At 70.3% G+C, this 16,250-nt stretch carries 16 protein-coding genes; 13 read left to right on the forward strand and 3 right to left on the reverse strand.

The window, feature by feature from the left end; all coding sequences use genetic code 11:
• The first annotated feature begins 10 nt into the window (after positions 1-10).
• Both KUM40_RS33640 and KUM40_RS33645 read left to right on the forward strand, forming a co-directional pair.
• Positions 11-1,039 carry a xanthine dehydrogenase family protein subunit M gene (locus tag KUM40_RS33640; RefSeq protein WP_217170097.1) on the forward strand — a complete coding sequence of 343 codons (1,029 nt, stop codon included), beginning with the start codon at positions 11-13 and terminating at the stop codon, positions 1,037-1,039.
• Positions 1,036-3,282 (forward strand): xanthine dehydrogenase family protein molybdopterin-binding subunit, encoded by a 2,247-nt coding sequence (locus KUM40_RS33645; protein ID WP_217170098.1) that lies wholly within the window; start codon positions 1,036-1,038, stop codon positions 3,280-3,282. The genes KUM40_RS33640 and KUM40_RS33645 overlap by 4 nt, the downstream gene beginning before the upstream one ends.
• Before the next feature lie 16 nt (positions 3,283-3,298).
• Here KUM40_RS33645 and KUM40_RS33650 read toward each other — a convergent pair whose 3' ends face one another.
• Positions 3,299-3,724: a winged helix-turn-helix transcriptional regulator gene (locus KUM40_RS33650; protein ID WP_374227443.1), complete on the reverse strand. Its 426-nt coding sequence runs from the start codon at positions 3,722-3,724 to the stop codon at positions 3,299-3,301.
• A 106-nt stretch (positions 3,725-3,830) separates the two neighbouring features.
• Here KUM40_RS33650 and KUM40_RS33655 point away from each other — a divergent pair, with 106 nt between their 5' ends.
• The gene (locus KUM40_RS33655) at positions 3,831-4,544 is read left to right on the forward strand and encodes a DsbA family protein (RefSeq protein ID WP_217170100.1); all 714 of its coding nucleotides are present in this window, start codon (positions 3,831-3,833) and stop codon (positions 4,542-4,544) included.
• 61 nt (positions 4,545-4,605) lie between these two features.
• Positions 4,606-5,253: an FMN-dependent NADH-azoreductase gene (locus KUM40_RS33660; RefSeq protein WP_217170101.1), complete on the forward strand. Its 648-nt coding sequence runs from the start codon at positions 4,606-4,608 to the stop codon at positions 5,251-5,253.
• A gap of 81 nt (positions 5,254-5,334) precedes the next feature.
• On the opposite strand, the gene KUM40_RS33665 is transcribed toward KUM40_RS33660, so the two are convergent.
• The gene (locus KUM40_RS33665; RefSeq protein WP_217170102.1) at positions 5,335-5,973 is read right to left on the reverse strand and encodes an HAD-IA family hydrolase; all 639 of its coding nucleotides are present in this window, start codon (positions 5,971-5,973) and stop codon (positions 5,335-5,337) included.
• A gap of 222 nt (positions 5,974-6,195) precedes the next feature.
• Between KUM40_RS33665 and KUM40_RS42745 the strand changes: the two genes are divergently transcribed.
• Positions 6,196-6,600, forward strand: a complete 405-nt coding sequence (locus KUM40_RS42745; RefSeq protein WP_374227448.1) for a DUF5753 domain-containing protein — start codon at positions 6,196-6,198, stop codon at positions 6,598-6,600.
• A gap of 131 nt (positions 6,601-6,731) precedes the next feature.
• Entirely contained in the window at positions 6,732-7,277 is a 546-nt protein-coding gene (locus KUM40_RS33675; protein WP_217170104.1) for a flavoprotein, read from the forward strand.
• Between the two features lie 34 nt (positions 7,278-7,311).
• Here the strand turns inward: KUM40_RS33675 and KUM40_RS33680 are convergent, their stop codons facing one another.
• Positions 7,312-7,938 (reverse strand): hypothetical protein, encoded by a 627-nt coding sequence (locus KUM40_RS33680; protein WP_217170105.1) that lies wholly within the window; start codon positions 7,936-7,938, stop codon positions 7,312-7,314.
• 339 nt (positions 7,939-8,277) lie between these two features.
• On the opposite strand from KUM40_RS33680, the gene hemL reads away from it, so the two are divergent.
• The 7 genes from hemL (at position 8,278) to ccsB (ending at position 16,250) form a co-directional block, all read left to right on the forward strand.
• Positions 8,278-9,594, forward strand: a complete 1,317-nt coding sequence (gene hemL / locus KUM40_RS33685; protein ID WP_217170106.1) for a glutamate-1-semialdehyde 2,1-aminomutase — start codon at positions 8,278-8,280, stop codon at positions 9,592-9,594.
• Between the two features lie 26 nt (positions 9,595-9,620).
• Complete coding sequence (locus KUM40_RS33690; protein ID WP_217170289.1) at positions 9,621-10,319, forward strand: histidine phosphatase family protein; 699 nt, start codon at positions 9,621-9,623, stop codon at positions 10,317-10,319.
• Between the two features lie 186 nt (positions 10,320-10,505).
• A complete protein-coding gene (locus KUM40_RS33695) occupies positions 10,506-11,804 on the forward strand; it encodes a hypothetical protein (protein ID WP_217170107.1) in 1,299 nt (432 codons plus the stop codon).
• A 66-nt stretch (positions 11,805-11,870) separates the two neighbouring features.
• Entirely contained in the window at positions 11,871-12,584 is a 714-nt protein-coding gene (locus KUM40_RS33700) for a TlpA disulfide reductase family protein (protein WP_217170108.1), read from the forward strand.
• Between the two features lies 1 nt (position 12,585).
• A complete protein-coding gene (locus KUM40_RS33705; protein WP_217170109.1) occupies positions 12,586-13,356 on the forward strand; it encodes a cytochrome c biogenesis CcdA family protein in 771 nt (256 codons plus the stop codon).
• Between the two features lie 3 nt (positions 13,357-13,359).
• On the forward strand, positions 13,360-15,111 hold the full coding sequence (locus KUM40_RS33710) for a cytochrome c biogenesis protein ResB (protein WP_217170110.1): 1,752 nt from the start codon (positions 13,360-13,362) through the stop codon (positions 15,109-15,111).
• Positions 15,108-16,250 carry a c-type cytochrome biogenesis protein CcsB gene (gene ccsB, locus KUM40_RS33715; RefSeq protein ID WP_217170111.1) on the forward strand — a complete coding sequence of 381 codons (1,143 nt, stop codon included), beginning with the start codon at positions 15,108-15,110 and terminating at the stop codon, positions 16,248-16,250. Before KUM40_RS33710 ends, ccsB begins: the two co-directional genes overlap by 4 nt.

Raw genomic sequence — 16,250 nt, forward strand, 5'->3', positions numbered from 1 at the left:
GGAGACTCCTGTGCGGCCCATCTCCTACCTCCGTGCCACCGACGCGGCGAACGCCGTCGAGGCCGTCAGTACGGACCCCACCAGCGACTTCCTCGCCGGCGGCACCACCGAGGTCGACCTGCTCCGGCAGGAAGTGCTGAACCCCCGCCGGCTGGTCGACATCAACGACCTGCCGCTGACCGGCATCGACGTCACCCCCGAAGGCGGCCTGCGCATCGGCGCACTGGCCCGGATGAGCGACGTCGCCGCCGACCCCGTCGTACGCGAGCGCTTCCCGATGATGGCCGAGGCGCTGGAGTCGGGAGCGTCTCCGCAGTTGCGCAACATGGCGTCCATGGGCGGCAACCTGCTGCAACGCGTGCGCTGTTCGTACTTCCGCGATGCCGAGTCCCCGTGCAACAAGCGGGAACCGGGCACCGGCTGCTCGGCGATCGAAGGCTTCAGCCGCACGCACGCCGTGCTCGGCACCAGCGAACACTGCATCGCCACCCACCCCTCGGACCTGGCCGTGGCCCTGGTGGCCCTGGACGCCCGGGTGCACACCCTGGGACCGAAGGGCGAACGGACCCACGCCGCCGACGACTTCTTCCTCCTCCCCGCTCACTCCCCGCACCGCGAACACCCCATGGAACACGGAGAGTTGATCACCGGCATCGAGGTGCCGGCCACACCGGTGGCGCGCCAGTCGCTCTACCTCAAGGTCCGGGACCGCGCATCGTACGAGTTCGCGCTGGTCTCGGTGGCGGTCGCGCTGTCCGTGGTGGACGGCACGATCGCGGACGTACGCATGGCCCTCGGCGGCGTAGCCACCAAACCCTGGCGGGCCCGACGGGCCGAGGACTTCCTCGTCGGCGCGACCACCGAACCCGACAACTTCGCCATGGCCGCACGTGTGGAGCTGGCCGACGCCCGGCCCACCCCCATGAACGCCTTCAAGGTCGAACTCGCCCAGCGCGCGATCGTCCGCGCCCTGCGCACACTCGGCGACGGAACGGGAACGGGGCCGTCGCCCAGGCCTGGAACCGGGAGCCCGTCATGACCGCGACCATCCGGCCCGCGCCCGCCGCCACGGGACAGCCCCTCGACCGCGTCGACGGCCACGCCAAGGTCGGCGGACACGCGCGGTACTCCGCCGAGATCCCCATCCCGGACATGGCGTACGCGTACGTCGTCGGCTCCCGCATCGCCGCCGGACGAGTCACCGGGATCGACGCCGGTGCCGCACTGGCCGAGGAGGGCGTACTGGCCGTCCTCACCCACCAGACGCTGCCGAGAATCGCCGAACAGCCCCCGCTCATCCCCTCGCTCGGCGGCACGGCGGCACCCGGTCAGACCTTCTTCCCCATGCAGGACGACACCGTGCACTACGCGGGCCAGCAGATCGCGCTGGTCGTCGCCGACACCTGGGAGCGGGCCCAGCACGCGGGACGGCTGCTGCGCGTCTCCTACGAGGAGACTCCTCCCGTCACCACCCTCGACCAGGGGCGCGACCTGACCTACGAACCCGAGCGGATCTTCGGGGGCTGGCTGCCGGGCCGCATCGAACGCGGCGACGTGGACGCCGGGCTGCGGGAGGCCGACGTCACGGTGGACGGCACGTACACCTACGCGGCCAACCACCACAACCCGCTCGAGGCGTCCTGCACCACGGCCCAGTGGGACGGCGACGACCTGCTGCTGTACGACGCCACCCAGGGCGTCAACGCCACCCAGATGACCGTCTCCCGGCTGCTCGGCGTTCCGATGGCGCGGATCCGGGTCCTCGGCCACTACGTCGGCGGCAGCTTCGGATCGAAGGCGATGATCCACGCCCATCCGACGCTCGCCGCGATGGCGGCACGCGCGGTCGGCAGGCCCGTCAAGCTCTTCCTCACCCGCGAGCAGATGTTCACGTCGGTCGGTCACCGCGAGGAACAGGAGCAGCATCTGACGCTCGGTGCGACCCGCGAGGGCCGGCTGACCGTCATACGGCACCTCAAGCTCTCCCCGACCTCCCACTTCGACGACTGGGCGGAACCGTCCATCGGCACGTCCTCGCAGATCTACGCGTGCCCCCACTACGAGGGCGCCTACCGGCTGTTCCGTGCCAACACCATGACTCCCACCTTCATGCGCGCACCGGGCGAGGCCAGCGGCATGCACGCGCTCGAGTGCTCACTGGACGAACTCGCGCACGAACTCGGCCTGGACCCGATCGAGCTGAGGCTGCGCAATCACACCGACGTCGACGCCATGACGGGACATCCGTGGTCCAGCAGCGGCCTGCGGGAGTGCTACGAGCGCGGCGCCGACCGCTTCGGCTGGGCCGGCCGTGACCCCCGCACGGGCATCCGCAGAGAAGGCGACTGGCTGATCGGCACCGGCATGGCCACCGCCAGTTACCCGGTCGCCCCGCTCGCCAACCCGCAGCGGGCCCGCGCGCGTCTCTACGCCGACGGCACGGCGGTCGTCCAGGCCGCCACCCCCGACTTCGGCACCGGTGTCGCCACGGTCATGACCCAGGTCGCGGCCGACGGCCTGGGGCTCGGCGTGGACCGGTGCCGCTTCGAGAACGGTGACACCGATCTGCCCAGCATCGCCGCCGCGGTCGGCTCGGCCGGCGCCGGCATGATCAGCGCGGCCGTGCACAGCGCCGCCACGGCTCTGCGCCGGCAACTCGTGGCCGCCGCCGTCGCGGACCCCGGCTCGCCGCTGTACGGTGCGGACCCGATCCGCGTGGTCGTGCGGGACGGCGTCATGACCGCCGAGGACGCGTCCGAGTCGTACAGCGACCTGCTGCGGCGCACCCTGCGGCCGGACGCCGAGGCCGTGGGGCAGTGGAACCCGCCCGCCCACGACATTCCCTACGGGATGATGACCTTCGGCGCCCAGTTCGCCGAGGTCGCCGTGGACGCGGACCTGGGCGTCGTACGGGTGCGGCGGCTGACCGGGGCCTTCGCGCCCGGCCGGGTCCTCAATGCCAAGACGGCCCGCAGCCAGCTCATGGGCGGCATGCTGTGGGGCCTCGGCCAGGCCCTGCTGGAAGCCAACCACACGCACCCGGACACGGGACGCTGGGCCAACGCGAGCCTCGGCGAGTACCTCGTGCCCGTCAACGCGGACGCACCCGACGTCGACGTCGAACTGATCGAAGTCGAGGACGACGTCGTCAACCCCCTGGGCGTCAAGGGCGTCGGCGAGATCGGCCAGGTCGGCGTCTCGGCCGCCATCGCCAACGCGGTGCACCACGCCACGGGCCGACGGATCCGCACACTGCCGATCACCATCGAGGACCTGATCTGAGCCCACGCGCTTCCGCTCAGGAGCGGGGCGAGGCGGTGGTGCCGGTGGGGGTGCCGGTGCGGGAGCGATGGGCGCGGATCTCCTCGTGGTGGTCCGCGGCCCAGCCGATCAGCCGCATGGCGATCTCGTGCAGGCCGCGGCCGAGCGGGGAGAGGGCGTACTCCACCCGCGGCGGAACCTCGGCGTATGCGGTGCGCGTGATCAGGCCGTCCTCGGCGAGCTGGCGCAGGGTGTGCGTGAGCATGCGCTGGGAGATGCCGGGGATCCGGCGCTGCAGGTCGGTGTAGCGCACTGGGCCGTTCTCCAGGACGGCGATGATCAGCATGCTCCACTTGTCGCCGACCCGGTCCAGCACCTGCCGGACGAAGGCCATGCTGTCGGCGGGGATGCTCGCACACGGCCCGACCGCGGCCGCCATCTCCGTATCGGTGCTGTCCGGCATGGCACCCATTCCTCTCCGTCGCGCACACCCATGTGCCTTTTGTAACAACTTCCATACTGTCGCATCATGGCGCTACGAACAAACAGTAGGAATTGGAGTTCGGGCCATGAAAGTAGAGATCTGGGCCGAGGTCACCTGCCCCTGGTGCGGGCTCGGCAGCCACCGTGTGGACCGGGCCGTGGAGCGGTTCGAGCACAGCGACGAGGTCGAGGTCGTCCACCACCCCTTCCCGCTGGGCGACAGCCTCCCCACCGACCGCACGATCAGCGTCCGCGAGCTCCTGCTGCGCAAGTACGGCATGAGCGGCGCGCAGGCAGAGGCGGCGACCGGGCAGATTGAGACGCAGGCCGCCGCCGAGGGCCTGATCCCCTACCGGGTGCTGGACAACGTCGTCGGCAACACCGACCTGGCACACGAGTTCCTGGCCCACGCCTCCGCGCAGGGCAAGAACCGCGAGGCCTGGGACACGGTCTTCCGCACCTACTTCGGCAAGGCGGAGCCCGTCTTCACCCTGGACGACCTGCTCCGCCTCCCCGACGAGCTGGGCCTGGACCATGACCTGACGCGCCGGGCGCTCACCGAGCGCCGCTACCGCACCCAGGTCCAGGAGGACGCCCGCCGCGCCCGTCGCCTGGGCGCCACCGGCGCCCCGTTCACCGTCGTCGACGGCCGCTACGGCGTCCCCGGCGCCCAGAACAGCGACGCCCTGCTCGACCTGCTCCGTACCGCCTGGGACGAATCCCACCCGGTCACCCTCACCCCGGCGGGCGACGCCCCGGCCTGCGGCCCCGACGGCTGCGCCGCCCCGACCCGCCCCTGACCGTCACCCCTCTTCGCAGCTCTTCGCATCTCTTCGCACCCCTTCGAAAGGCCCAACCGCCATGTCGTACCTGCTGCATATCGACTCCTCCTCGCTCGGCGAGGCCTCCGTCTCCCGCCAGGTCGCCCAGTCCTTCCGCGACCAGTGGCAGGGCCCGGTCGTCCACCGCGACCTCGCCGCCGCACCGGTGCCACACGTGACGGCGGCGGGCGTGACGGCCCGCACCACCGACCCGGCCCGGCACACCCCCGAGCAGGCCAAGGCCCAGGCCCTGCAGGACGAGCTGATCGAGGAGTTCCTCGGCGCCGGCGCGTACCTGTTCACGGTGCCGCTGTACAACCTGTCCATGCCGTCGGTGTTCAAGGCGTGGCTGGACCAGATCCTCGTCACAGACCGGACCTTCACCCACACGGGCGACGCCTCCCCGGCCGCGGGCCGCCCCGTCCTGCTGATATCCGCCCGGGGCGGCAGCTACAGCCCCGGCGCCCCCAGGGAGGGCTTCGATTACCTGGTGCCCACGCTGGAAGCCGTCCTGGGCCACGAAGACCTCCTCGGCCTGGACGTCACCACCGTGACGCCCGAACTGACCATGGCCCCCCACGCCCCGGCCCTCGCCTCCCTCCTCCCCCTGCACGAGGCGTCCATGAAGTCCGCCCACGACCGCGCCCGCACACTCGCCGCGGCCTTCGACACCCGACGAGCCGCCTGACCTGGCGGAACAGATGTCCTGGCTCGAGAGGGAGCACCCTCCCGAGCCAGACCTGTTCCCCTACTTCCACTTCGGCAAAGTTCAGCTCGCGCGCTTCTCTGAACTGGACCCGCCGAACAACGGTGCGAGCGCCCGGCGTAGATCTTCGAACCGGCGGTAGTGAAGGGCGGTCATTCCCGCTTCGCGCGCTGCCACGACGTTGGCGGCGGTGTCGTCTATGAAGAGGCAGCGGTCTGCTGCGGCGCCAAGTTGTCCGGCGGCGATGCGGTAGACCTGCGGGTCGGGCTTGGCGACGCCGATGCGGGCGGTGTTGACCACGGTGTCGGCCAGGTCGGCGAGTCCCTGTCGTTCCAGGTCGCACTCCAATCGGGTGGTCGCGTTGGAGACCAGGGCGACGGCTGCGACTTCGCGCGCCTGCCGAAGCAGTGCGACCACTTCTTCATCGACCACCGGAAGGAGATCCGACCAGGCCGTGACCGCGGCGCAGGCCCGCTCGTGGGATCCGTAGGTGTCGGTGAGGTCGGCCGCGACTGCGGCCCGCCATTGCGCATCAGTGATCCTCCCCGTGATGGCGGGCAGCAGACGGCCTGGTGCGAAGGCCGCGGTTGCGAGCGCGCCGAGGGGCAGTCCGTGGGCTTCCTCAAGCGCGTCGGCGGCGGGCCAGTGCCGGACGACGCCGTCGATGTCGCAAAGCACGGCGTCATAGGGCGGAAGCGGCATGGTCGACTACTCCTCGTTGGTCGTTCGACGGCTGATCTCGGCGGCGTGGGTGGCCCAGCCCCCGGCGGCGGCTCGCCGCCAGTTGACGGCGAACTCGTGCGTGCCGACAAGTAACAGCAGAAGCCCTGGTGGCGCACATACTCCACGGTTCTCACTCCGACCCGCTACGACGGTTACCCAGCCCTGGAAGCAGGTGCCGCCGAGCCGGACAGCTACCAGCCCCTGCTCGTTCCCGGCCTGCTCCAGACCGAGGACTACGCTCGCGCCGTCATCGCCCAGATGCGTCCTGATCTCACTCCCGATCAAGTCGACGCACTGGTCAAGGTACGCATGGAACGCCAGGCAGGCCGGGAATCCGGCGAGCACCCCGCCACCCTGTGGGCCGTCTTGGACGAAGCAGTCCTTCACCGCGTCATCGGCTCGCCCGCCGTGATGCGCCAGCAGTGCGCGCACCTCGTCCAGGCCGGCGAACAGCCGAACGTCACCGTCCAGTTCCTCCCGTTTTCCCTCGGTGCGCACCCCGGCCTCTACGGCCCGTTTGTCATCCTCACCTTCCCCCGACCTACGGCCCCGCTGGTCTGGCTGGAGAACCCCAACCAACTCCGTGTACCTGGAGTCCGAGAGTGACCCGTCCCGTCGCCCGCGCGCCGAGATCGCTGACCTTGGTGCGTACGCAGCGCGGAACTCGCGTCGGCTGAGACCCTGAGCGAGCCGCACGTGCACCGTGTCATCCGTCACCTGGACCTGGGAGTGCCCGCGTGAGTGATCAGCAGGACAAGCCGTTCCTCCAGATCGTGGTCTGCGCGGCCGGGGTCGCAGCCGACGTCGGCCGGCTGATCACCGCGGCACAGGAACGGCACTGGGACGTAGGCGTCGTCGCCACCCCGCAAGGGCTCGGCTTCCTGGACGCGGAGGCGATCGAGGCCCAGATCGGCCGCCCCGTCCGTTCGGCCTGGCGGTCACCGGGGGAGCCGCGCCCGAGTCGGCCGGCGGATGCGGTCGCGGTCGCCCCGGCCACCTTCAACACGGTCAACAAGTGGGCCGCCGGAATCTCCGACAACCTCGCGCTGGGCATCCTGTGCGAGGCCCCGGCGATGGGCGTTCCGGTCGCAGTGCTGCCGTACCTGAATTCCGCCCAGGCCGCCCACCCCGCCTATCGCCGGAGTCTGGACGTGCTGCGCGAGATGGGCGTCCTGATCGGTTCCTACGAGCCCCACCGGCCGAAGGCGGGCGGCGGGGCCGAGCGCTACCGCTGGGAGGAAGTGCTGGAACTGCTTGCTCCCACGCTGTCCGTCAGGTCGTGATCAGGCCCCCGCCCGATCCGCAAGAAACCCCGGCTCAGGGCCACACCAGGCAATACGGCTGATGCCCCGCCTCGTGCAGCCGGTGTGAGAAGTCCTGCCACTCGTGCAGGAGCTGGTACACGTTGAACGCGTCGCGCGGGCCGCCCCGGTCCGGGACCGTGGACCAGATGAAGGCGGCCGCGCCGACCGCCTCCTCGCCGATGCCGCGCAGGGGGTCGACGACGGTCATCGGGAGTTTCACGACGGCGTAGTCGGGGTGCAGGACGACCAGTTCCAGTGGGGGGACCTTGTGCAGGGGGACGCCCTCGATGCCGGTGAGGACCATGGCGGCCATGGTCTCCGGCTTGATCTTGGTGAACATGCCGTTCATCCCGAGCTCGTCGCCGCCGAGTTCCTCGGGGCGCATCGAGATCGGGACGCGGGCCGCGGTCGCGCCGTCGGGCGCGCCGAAGTACTTGTAGGTCACCCCCACCCGACCACCATTCCTGCTCTCCGCCCCCAGCCGGTCGGTCCGCCGGTCGGCCCGGTCGGGCTCGCTCGGTGTGCCGTGTGTCTGACGTGCTTCGGACGCTTCCTCCGCCTCGCGTCGGTGCCTTCCCCGCCGGGCACGTCGAGGACCCAGGTCGTCGGTCCCCTCGCCCAGTCCGCCACCGCGATGCATATCTCCACCCGACTGCTTTTCTAGGACGCGTGGCCCCCGCCGCGCAACCCGATCATCGTGTCAGTGACCTCCCCCACGTCCGCTCGGCGAAACGTGCGGTGAAACATATGTCCGCAGGACGCCGGCGGCCGCTCTCCACGCCGCCCTGGTGAGCTGTGTGGACGGGCTCCAGTCTGGCAGACGGTACGGCGGTCGGGGCGGTTGTCTACCCTGAGGAGGTCACCCTGGGCAACCAGAGGCCGGGCACGGGCCGAGCAGGGTCCGAGCAGGGTCCGAGCGGAGCCCGAGCAGAGTCCGATACGTCGGAGAAGGTCAAGAAGGTCGGAGAAGTCGCAGGTCATGAGCGAACTGGCATATCCATACGAAGTACCGGCCTCGCAGGCTCTGTTCGACCGTGCGGCGGCCGTCACGCCCGGCGGTGTGAACTCCCCGGTGCGGGCCTTCCGCGCCGTCGGCGGCACGCCCCGGTTCATGGTGTCCGGCACGGGGCCGTATCTGACCGACGCCGACGGGCGGGAGTACGTCGACCTGGTCTGCTCCTGGGGGCCGATGATCCTCGGGCACGCCCACCCCGAGGTGATCGCCGCGGTGCAGGACGCGGTGGCGCGCGGGACGTCGTTCGGTACGCCCGCCGAGGGTGAGGTCGCGCTCGCGGAGGCGATGGTCGAGCGGGTCGCCCCGCTGGAGCAGGTGCGGCTCGTGTCCAGCGGGACCGAGGCCACCATGTCCGCCATCCGGCTCGCGCGCGGGTTCACGCGGCGCACCAAGGTGATCAAGTTCGCCGGGTGCTACCACGGTCACGTCGACTCGCTGCTGGCCGCCGCCGGCTCCGGCGTCGCCACCTTCGCGCTGCCCGACACCCCCGGTGTCACCGGCGCCCAGGCGAGCGACACGATCGTGCTGCCGTACAACGACCTGGAGGCCGTGCACGCCGCCTTCGCCGCCCACCCCGGCGAGATCGCCTGCGTGATCACGGAGGCGTCCCCCGGCAACATGGGCGTCGTGCCGCCGCTGCCCGGGTACAACCAGGGGCTGAAGGACGCGTGCGCCGCGGGCGGCGCGCTGTTCGTCTCCGACGAGGTCATGACCGGGTTCCGGACCAGCCGGGCCGGGTGGTACGGCGTCGAGGGCGTCGTTCCCGATCTGATGACCTTCGGGAAGGTCATGGGCGGTGGGTTCCCGGCCGCGGCCTTCGGCGGGCGGGCCGACGTCATGGCGCACCTCGCCCCCGCCGGGCCCGTCTACCAGGCCGGCACCCTCTCCGGAAACCCCGTCGCCACCGCCGCCGGTCTCGCCCAGCTACGGCTCCTCGACGACGCGGCGTACGACACGGTCAACGCCGTGTCGGCGCGGATCCAGTCGCTCGTCACCGAGGCGCTCGCCAAGGAAGGCGTAGCGCACACGCTGCAGAGCGCCTCCAACATGTTCTCCGTGTTCTTCACCGACCGGCCGGTCACCAACTACGACGAGGCCAGGGCGCAGGACTCCTTCCGGTTCACCGCCTTCTTCCACTCGCTCCTCGCGAACGGCGTCTATCTGCCGCCCTCCTCCTTCGAGTCCTGGTTCGTGTCCACCGCCCACGACGAGCGGGCCGTCCAGCGCATCGCCGACGCCCTTCCGGCGGCGGCCCGCGCGGCCGCGGAGGCAAAGGCATGAGCGGCGACGGCATCAGCGGCGACGGCATGAGCAACGGCAACCGTGACAGCGGCGAAGAGCTGACCGTCGTCCACGTCATGCGGCACGGCGAGGTCGAGAACCCCACCGGCGTCCTCTACGGCCGGCTGCCCGGTTACCACCTCTCCGAGCTGGGCCGGCGCATGGCCGACCGGGTCGCCGAGCACCTCGCCCCCCGCGACGTGACGTACGTCGTGGCCTCCCCGCTGGAGCGGGCGCAGGAGACGGCGACGCCCATCGCCAAGACGCACGGGCTCGACCTCGACACCGACGCCCGGCTCCTCGAGGCCGAGAACGTCTTCCAGGGCAAGACCTTCGGCATCGGCGACGGCGCGCTGCGCCGGCCCGCCAACTGGAAGCACGTGGTCAACCCCTTCAAGCCGTCCTGGGGCGAGCCGTACGTCGACCAGGTCGTGCGGATGAAGGGCGCCCTGGACGCGGCCCGGGACCGGGCGCGCGGGCACGAGGCCGTGGTCGTCAGTCACCAGTTGCCGATCTGGATCCTGCGTTCGTACGTCGAGCGGCGGCGGCTGTGGCACGACCCGCGCAAGCGGCAGTGCACGCTGGCGTCCCTGACGACGTTCACGTACCGGGGCGACCGGATCGTCTCCGTCGGCTACACCGAGCCCGCCCGCGACCTCGTCCCGGCCCACCTTCTCGCGGGGGCCAGGCCCGTGAAGGGACAGGGGAAGGCCTACGGGGCCTGAGGGTCGGCCGGTCCCGTCCCACCGCCGAGGGTCGTCCCGGTCCCTGAGAGGGTCGTCCCGTCCCGCCGCCCCAGGTCCGTTCCTGTGGGTCCGCTGTTACTCAATCCGCACAAATTTCCGGAACCCGCTCGTTCGTCGCGTCCTCTCACCTAGTGACCACCCAAGGACGCGACGAACGAGGTTGCGATGCGCACTTCCAACCGCACTCTCACCCGCAGGGGGATACTCGGACTCGGCGCGGGCGCCGCGGCCGCCGCCGGGCTCGCGGGCTGCGGATCCGGCTCCGGCTCATCGGGGGACGGCTCGCACCAGGCCGGCGATGCCGGGAAGCCCTCGCCCTCCGGCAGCGACAAGGCCCCCGCGAAGCCCATCGGTGACGGCTCCACGTCGTACACCGGCAAGCAGCCGCACCAGCCGGATGCGCCCGTGCCGCTGGAGCCCGGCCAGACCCCGCCGCAGTTCGTCGTCTTCTCCTGGGACGGGGCGGGCGAGGTCGGCAACGGGCTCTTCCCGCGCTTCCTGGACCTCGCCCAGGAGCACGGCGCGCACATGACGTTCTTCCTCTCGGGCCTGTATCTGCTGCCCGAGTCGAAGAAGCGCCTCTACGACCCGCCGAACAACCAGCGCGGCGCCTCCGACATCGGCTACCTCACCGACGAGCACATCAAGGCGACGCTGAAGAACGTCCACCGGGCCTGGCTGGACGGCCACGAGATCGGCACCCACTTCAACGGCCACTTCTGCGCGGGCGGCGGCAGCGTCGGCAACTGGACGTCCGCGCAGTGGCGCAGCGAGATCGACCAGGCGAAGTCCTTCGTGAAGGAGTGGCGGACCAACAGCGGCTGGACCGACCTGCCGTCCCTGCCCTTCGACTACGACAAGGAACTCGTCGGCGGCCGCACGCCCTGTCTGCTCGGCCAGGACAAGCTGCTGCCCACCGCCCGTGAGCTGGGCTGGCGCTACGACGCCTCCTCGCCCGGCGGCCGTCAGGTGTGGCCGGCGAAGAAGGACGGGATCTGGGACCTGCCGTTGCAGCAGATACCCTTCCCCGGCCACTCCTTCGAGGTCCTCTCGATGGACTACAACATCCTCGCCAACCAGTCGGTCAACTCGACCAACGCCCCCGCGCACAACTACCCGGGCTGGCGCAAACAGGCCACAAAATCGTATATATCCGGCTTCAAGCGGGCGTACGAGTCGAACCGGGCACCCTTCTTCATCGGCAACCACTTCGAGGAGTGGAACGGCGGCATCTACATGGACGCCGTGGAGAGCGCCCTCAAGCACATCGCGCAGGAGAAGGAGAAGGGCGGGGACATCCGGCTCGTCTCCTTCCGCCAGTTCACCGACTGGCTGGACGTGCAGAAGCCGGAGGTGCTCGACAAGCTCCGCACCGTCGAGGTGGGACAGCAGCCCGCCGGTGGCTGGAACGCGTTCCTCAAGGACTCGCCGGCCAGCTCGGGAGCGCCCTCGAACGCCGCCTGAAATGCGGGTTTCCGCCCGTGAGGGGGGTGCGCAAGATCCCTGGAACGGACATGCGAAACTTTTCACATGAGTGCCGCCAGCCGCGCCCCCCTGCGCTCGAACCGCTCGAACCGCTCGGACAGCTCGAATCGCTTGAGCCGCTCGAACCGCTCGAATCGCCCGAGTCGCACGTCCGGGGGCGGCATCACCGCCCGCGCCCGTCGCCGGGTCGTCCTGACCACCGGCGCCGCCGCGGTCGTGCTGCTCGCCACCGCCTGCAGCTCGGGCGGCACCTCGGGCGGCGGCGGCGACACCGGCTTCGTCACCGGCGCGGACGGCATCTCCACCGTCGACAAGGGTGAGCGGGCCGACGCCCCCGACCTGTCCGGCAAGACGGTCGACGGAGGACAGCTCGACGTCGACGACTACAAGGGCAAGGTCGTCGTCCTCAACGTGTGGGGATCCTGGTGCCCGCCCTGCCGCGCCGAGGCCAAGAACTTCGAGACGGTCTACCAGGACGTCAAGGACCAGGGCGTCCAGTTCGTCGGCATCAACACCCGCGACACGTCCACCGGACCGGCCCGCGCCTTCGAGAAGGAGTTCGGGGTCAGCTACCCGAGCCTGTACGACCCCACCGGCAAGCTGATGCTCCGCTTCGAGAAGGGCACCCTCAACCCGCAGGCCATCCCCTCCACGCTCATCATCGACCGGGACGGGAACGTCGCCGCGCGCACCCTCCAGGCGCTCAGCGAGGAGAAGCTGCGCAAGATGCTCGACCCGTTCCTCCAGTCGGAGAAGTGACGTGTCCGCAGTGACCACGCTCGCCGTCGAGGGCTACAACGGCACGGTGCTGAACGGCGCCCTGCTCGTCGCCCTCCCCATCGCACTGCTCGGCGGTCTCGTCTCCTTCTTCTCGCCCTGCGTCCTGCCGCTCGTCCCCGGCTACCTCTCCTACGTGACCGGCGTCACCGGCACGGACCTCGGCGAGGCCCGGCGCGGACGGATGGTCGCCGGAGCCTCCCTCTTCGTCCTCGGCTTCACCGCCGTCTTCGTCTCCAGCGGGGCGCTCTTCGGCTACTTCGGCTCCACGCTCCAGGAGGAACGCGGCACCCTGACCAAGGTGCTCGGCGTGCTCATGATCCTCATGGGCGTCTTCTTCGTCGGCCTCATGCCCTGGTTCACCCAGCGCGAGTTCCGCTTCCACAAGCGCCCCGTGACCGGCCTGGTCGGCGCACCCCTGCTGGGCGCGCTGTTCGGCATCGGCTGGACGCCCTGTATCGGCCCGACCCTCGCGTCCGTCCTGGCGCTCTCCGCCGACCAGGGCACCGCCGGCCGCGGCGCCATACTGACCGTCGCGTACTGCGTCGGCCTCGGCGTGCCCTTCGTGCTCGCCGCGGTCGCCTTCCGCAAGGCGCTCGGCGCCTTCGGCTGGATCAAGCGCCACTATGTCTGGGTGACGCGGATCGGCGGCATCATGATGATCGCGACCGGCGTGCTGCTGCTGACCGGCGCGTGGGACAGCATCGTGCAGGACATGCAGACCTGGTCCAACGGCTTCACTGTAGGGATCTGACCGATGAGCAACACCACCACGGGCAAGACCCCGACGACCGACGAGGACCAGGACCTCGGCGCCGCCGGCTCGCAGCTCTCCACCGCCCCCAAGGAGGAGGCCCCGAACCTCCCCTCACTCGGCGTCATCGGCTGGGCCCGCTGGTTCTGGCGACAGCTCACCTCGATGCGGGTCGCGCTGCTGCTGCTCCTGCTGCTCTCGCTGGGCGCGATCCCCGGCTCGCTGATCCCGCAGGACGGCGTCGACGCCGTGAAGGTCGAGGAGTTCCGCCAGAGCCACGACATCCTCGGGCCGCTCTACGACAAGCTCGGCCTCTTCCACGTCTACGGCTCGGTGTGGTTCTCCGCGATCTACATCCTGCTGTTCACCTCCCTCGTCGGCTGCATCGTCCCGCGCACCTGGCAGTTCGTCGGCCAACTGCGCGGCCGTCCGCCCCGCGCCCCCCGGCGCCTGAACCGGCTGCCCGCCTACACCACCTGGCGCACCGGGGCCGAGCCCGAGCAGGTCCGCGAGGACGCGCTCGCCCTGCTGAAGAAGCGCCGCTTCCGCGCCCACACCGTCGGCGACGCCGTCTCCGCCGAGAAGGGCTACGTCCGCGAGGCCGGCAACCTGGCCTTCCACGTCGCGCTGATCGTCATGCTGATCGCGTTCGCCTGGGGCCAGTTGTTCAAGTACGAGGGCAACAAGCTGATCCTGGAGGGCGACGGCTTCTCCAACACCCTCACCCAGTACGACGACTTCAAGTCCGGCAACCTCTTCGACCCGGACCACGACCTGGCCCCCTTCAGCTTCACCCTGAAGGACTTCCACGGCACGTACGAGGAGACCGGCCCCAACCGCGGCACCCCGCGCGTCTACGAGGCCAAGATCGACTACAGCGAGGGCGCCTACGGCGAGGAGCGCGCGACCACCATCAAGGTCAACGAGCCGCTGGACATCGACGGCTCGAAGGTCTACCTGGTCAGCCACGGCTACGCGCCCATCCTCACCGTCAAGGACGCCAAGGGCAACGTCGTCATGGACCGCGAGGCGACCGCCCTGCTGCCGCTGGACTCCAACGTCACCTCCTCCGGCGCCGTCATGGTCCGCGACGGCTACCGCAACGCCAAGGGGGAGAAGGAGCAGCTCGGCTTCAACGCCTTCTTCCTGCCGACGTACGGCGGCCAGGGCAGCACGATGCTGTCGACCTTCCCCGCGCTGAAGAACCCGATGCTCGCGCTCTCCGCCTACCACGGCGACCTCGGCGTCGACGCGGGCTTCGCGAAGAGCATCTACCAGCTCGACAAGGACAACCTGAAGGAGTTCAAGGACTCCGACGGCGAGCTGTTCAAGAAGCAGCTCAAGGTCGGCGACACCATGACCCTCCCGAACGGCGCCGGCACGGTCACCTTCAACGGCGTCCAGGAGTGGGCGGGCTTCCAGGTCACCCGGCAGCCCGCCGGCGGCTGGGCCCTCGGCGGCGCCGTCGTCGCCATCCTCGGCCTCGCCGGCTCCCTGTTCATCCAGCGCCGCCGGGTCTGGGTGCGCGCGGTCAAGGGCGCCGACGGCGTCACGGTCGTCGAGATGGCCGGCCTCGGCCGCAGCGAGTCCGCCAAGGTCCCCGAAGAACTGGGCGACCTCGCCGGAATCCTGTACGAGCGGGCACCGGACGCGCCCGCGAACGACGCGCCCGACAACGACGCGCCCAAGAACGACGACGACACCCCCGATACCCCCGACACCCACGTCGTATCTGCCGAAGGGGCTGAGAAATGACTCTCGCCGCCGCAACCGAGCTGGCCGCCGCGACCAACGAGAATCTCGCGAACGTCAGCAACACGCTGATCTACTCCGCGATGGCCGTCTACACACTGGCGTTCTTCGCGTACATCGCCGAGTGGCTCTTCGGCAGCCGCAGCAAGGTCGGCCGTACCGCGGCCGCCCTGACCGCCCAGGCCAACCAGGCCGACACGAAGGCGAAGGCCGCTCCGGCCGTCACCGTGAAGAAGGCCGGCGGCACCGCCGTACTGGAGCGGCCCCAGGTCGTGGTCCGCGCGGCGACCGGCAGCCGTGACGTACCCGACGGGCCCGGCGCGCACGGCGGCACCGTGCAGGGCGACCTGTACGGGCGGATCGCCATCTCGCTCACGGTCCTCGCGTTCGCCATCGAGGCGGGCGGCGTGCTGGCCCGCGCCCTGTCCGTGCAGCGGGCGCCGTGGGCCAACATGTACGAGTTCAACATCACGTTCACGACGGTCGCCGTCGGCGTGTACCTCGTACTGCTCGCCCTGAAGAAGAACATCCGCTGGCTCGGCCTGCCCCTGATCATCACCGTCCTGCTGGACCTCGGTCTCGCCGTCACGGTCCTGTACACCGAAAGCGACCAGCTCGTCCCGGCGCTGCACTCGTACTGGCTGTACATCCACGTCTCCACGGCGATCTTCTGCGGCGCGGTCTTCTACGTCGGCGCGGTCACCACGATCCTGTACCTGTTCAAGGACTCCTACGAGAACAAGCTGGCCACCGGCGGCACGCCCGGCCGCTTCGCCAACTCCGTCCTGGACCGCCTGCCCGCCGCCGCCTCCCTCGACAAGTTCGCCTACCGCGTCAACGCGGCCGTCTTCCCGCTGTGGACGTTCACGATCATCGCGGGCGCCATCTGGGCGGGCGACGCCTGGGGCCGCTACTGGGGCTGGGACCCCAAGGAGACCTGGTCCTTCATCACCTGGGTCGCCTACGCCTGCTACCTGCACGCCCGCGCCACCGCCGGCTGGAAGGGCCGCAAGGCCGCCTACCTGGCGCTGGCCGCCTTCGGCTGCTGGCTGTTCAACTACTACGGCGTCAACATCTTCGTCTCCGGCAAGCACTCCTACGCGGACGTGGGCCTGGGCGCCCTCCAGTCGGTCGGTTTCTGA

Origin of the sequence: Streptomyces sp. AC512_CC834 (assembly GCF_019049325.1) — a bacterium.
GTDB lineage: Bacteria > Actinomycetota > Actinomycetes > Streptomycetales > Streptomycetaceae > Streptomyces.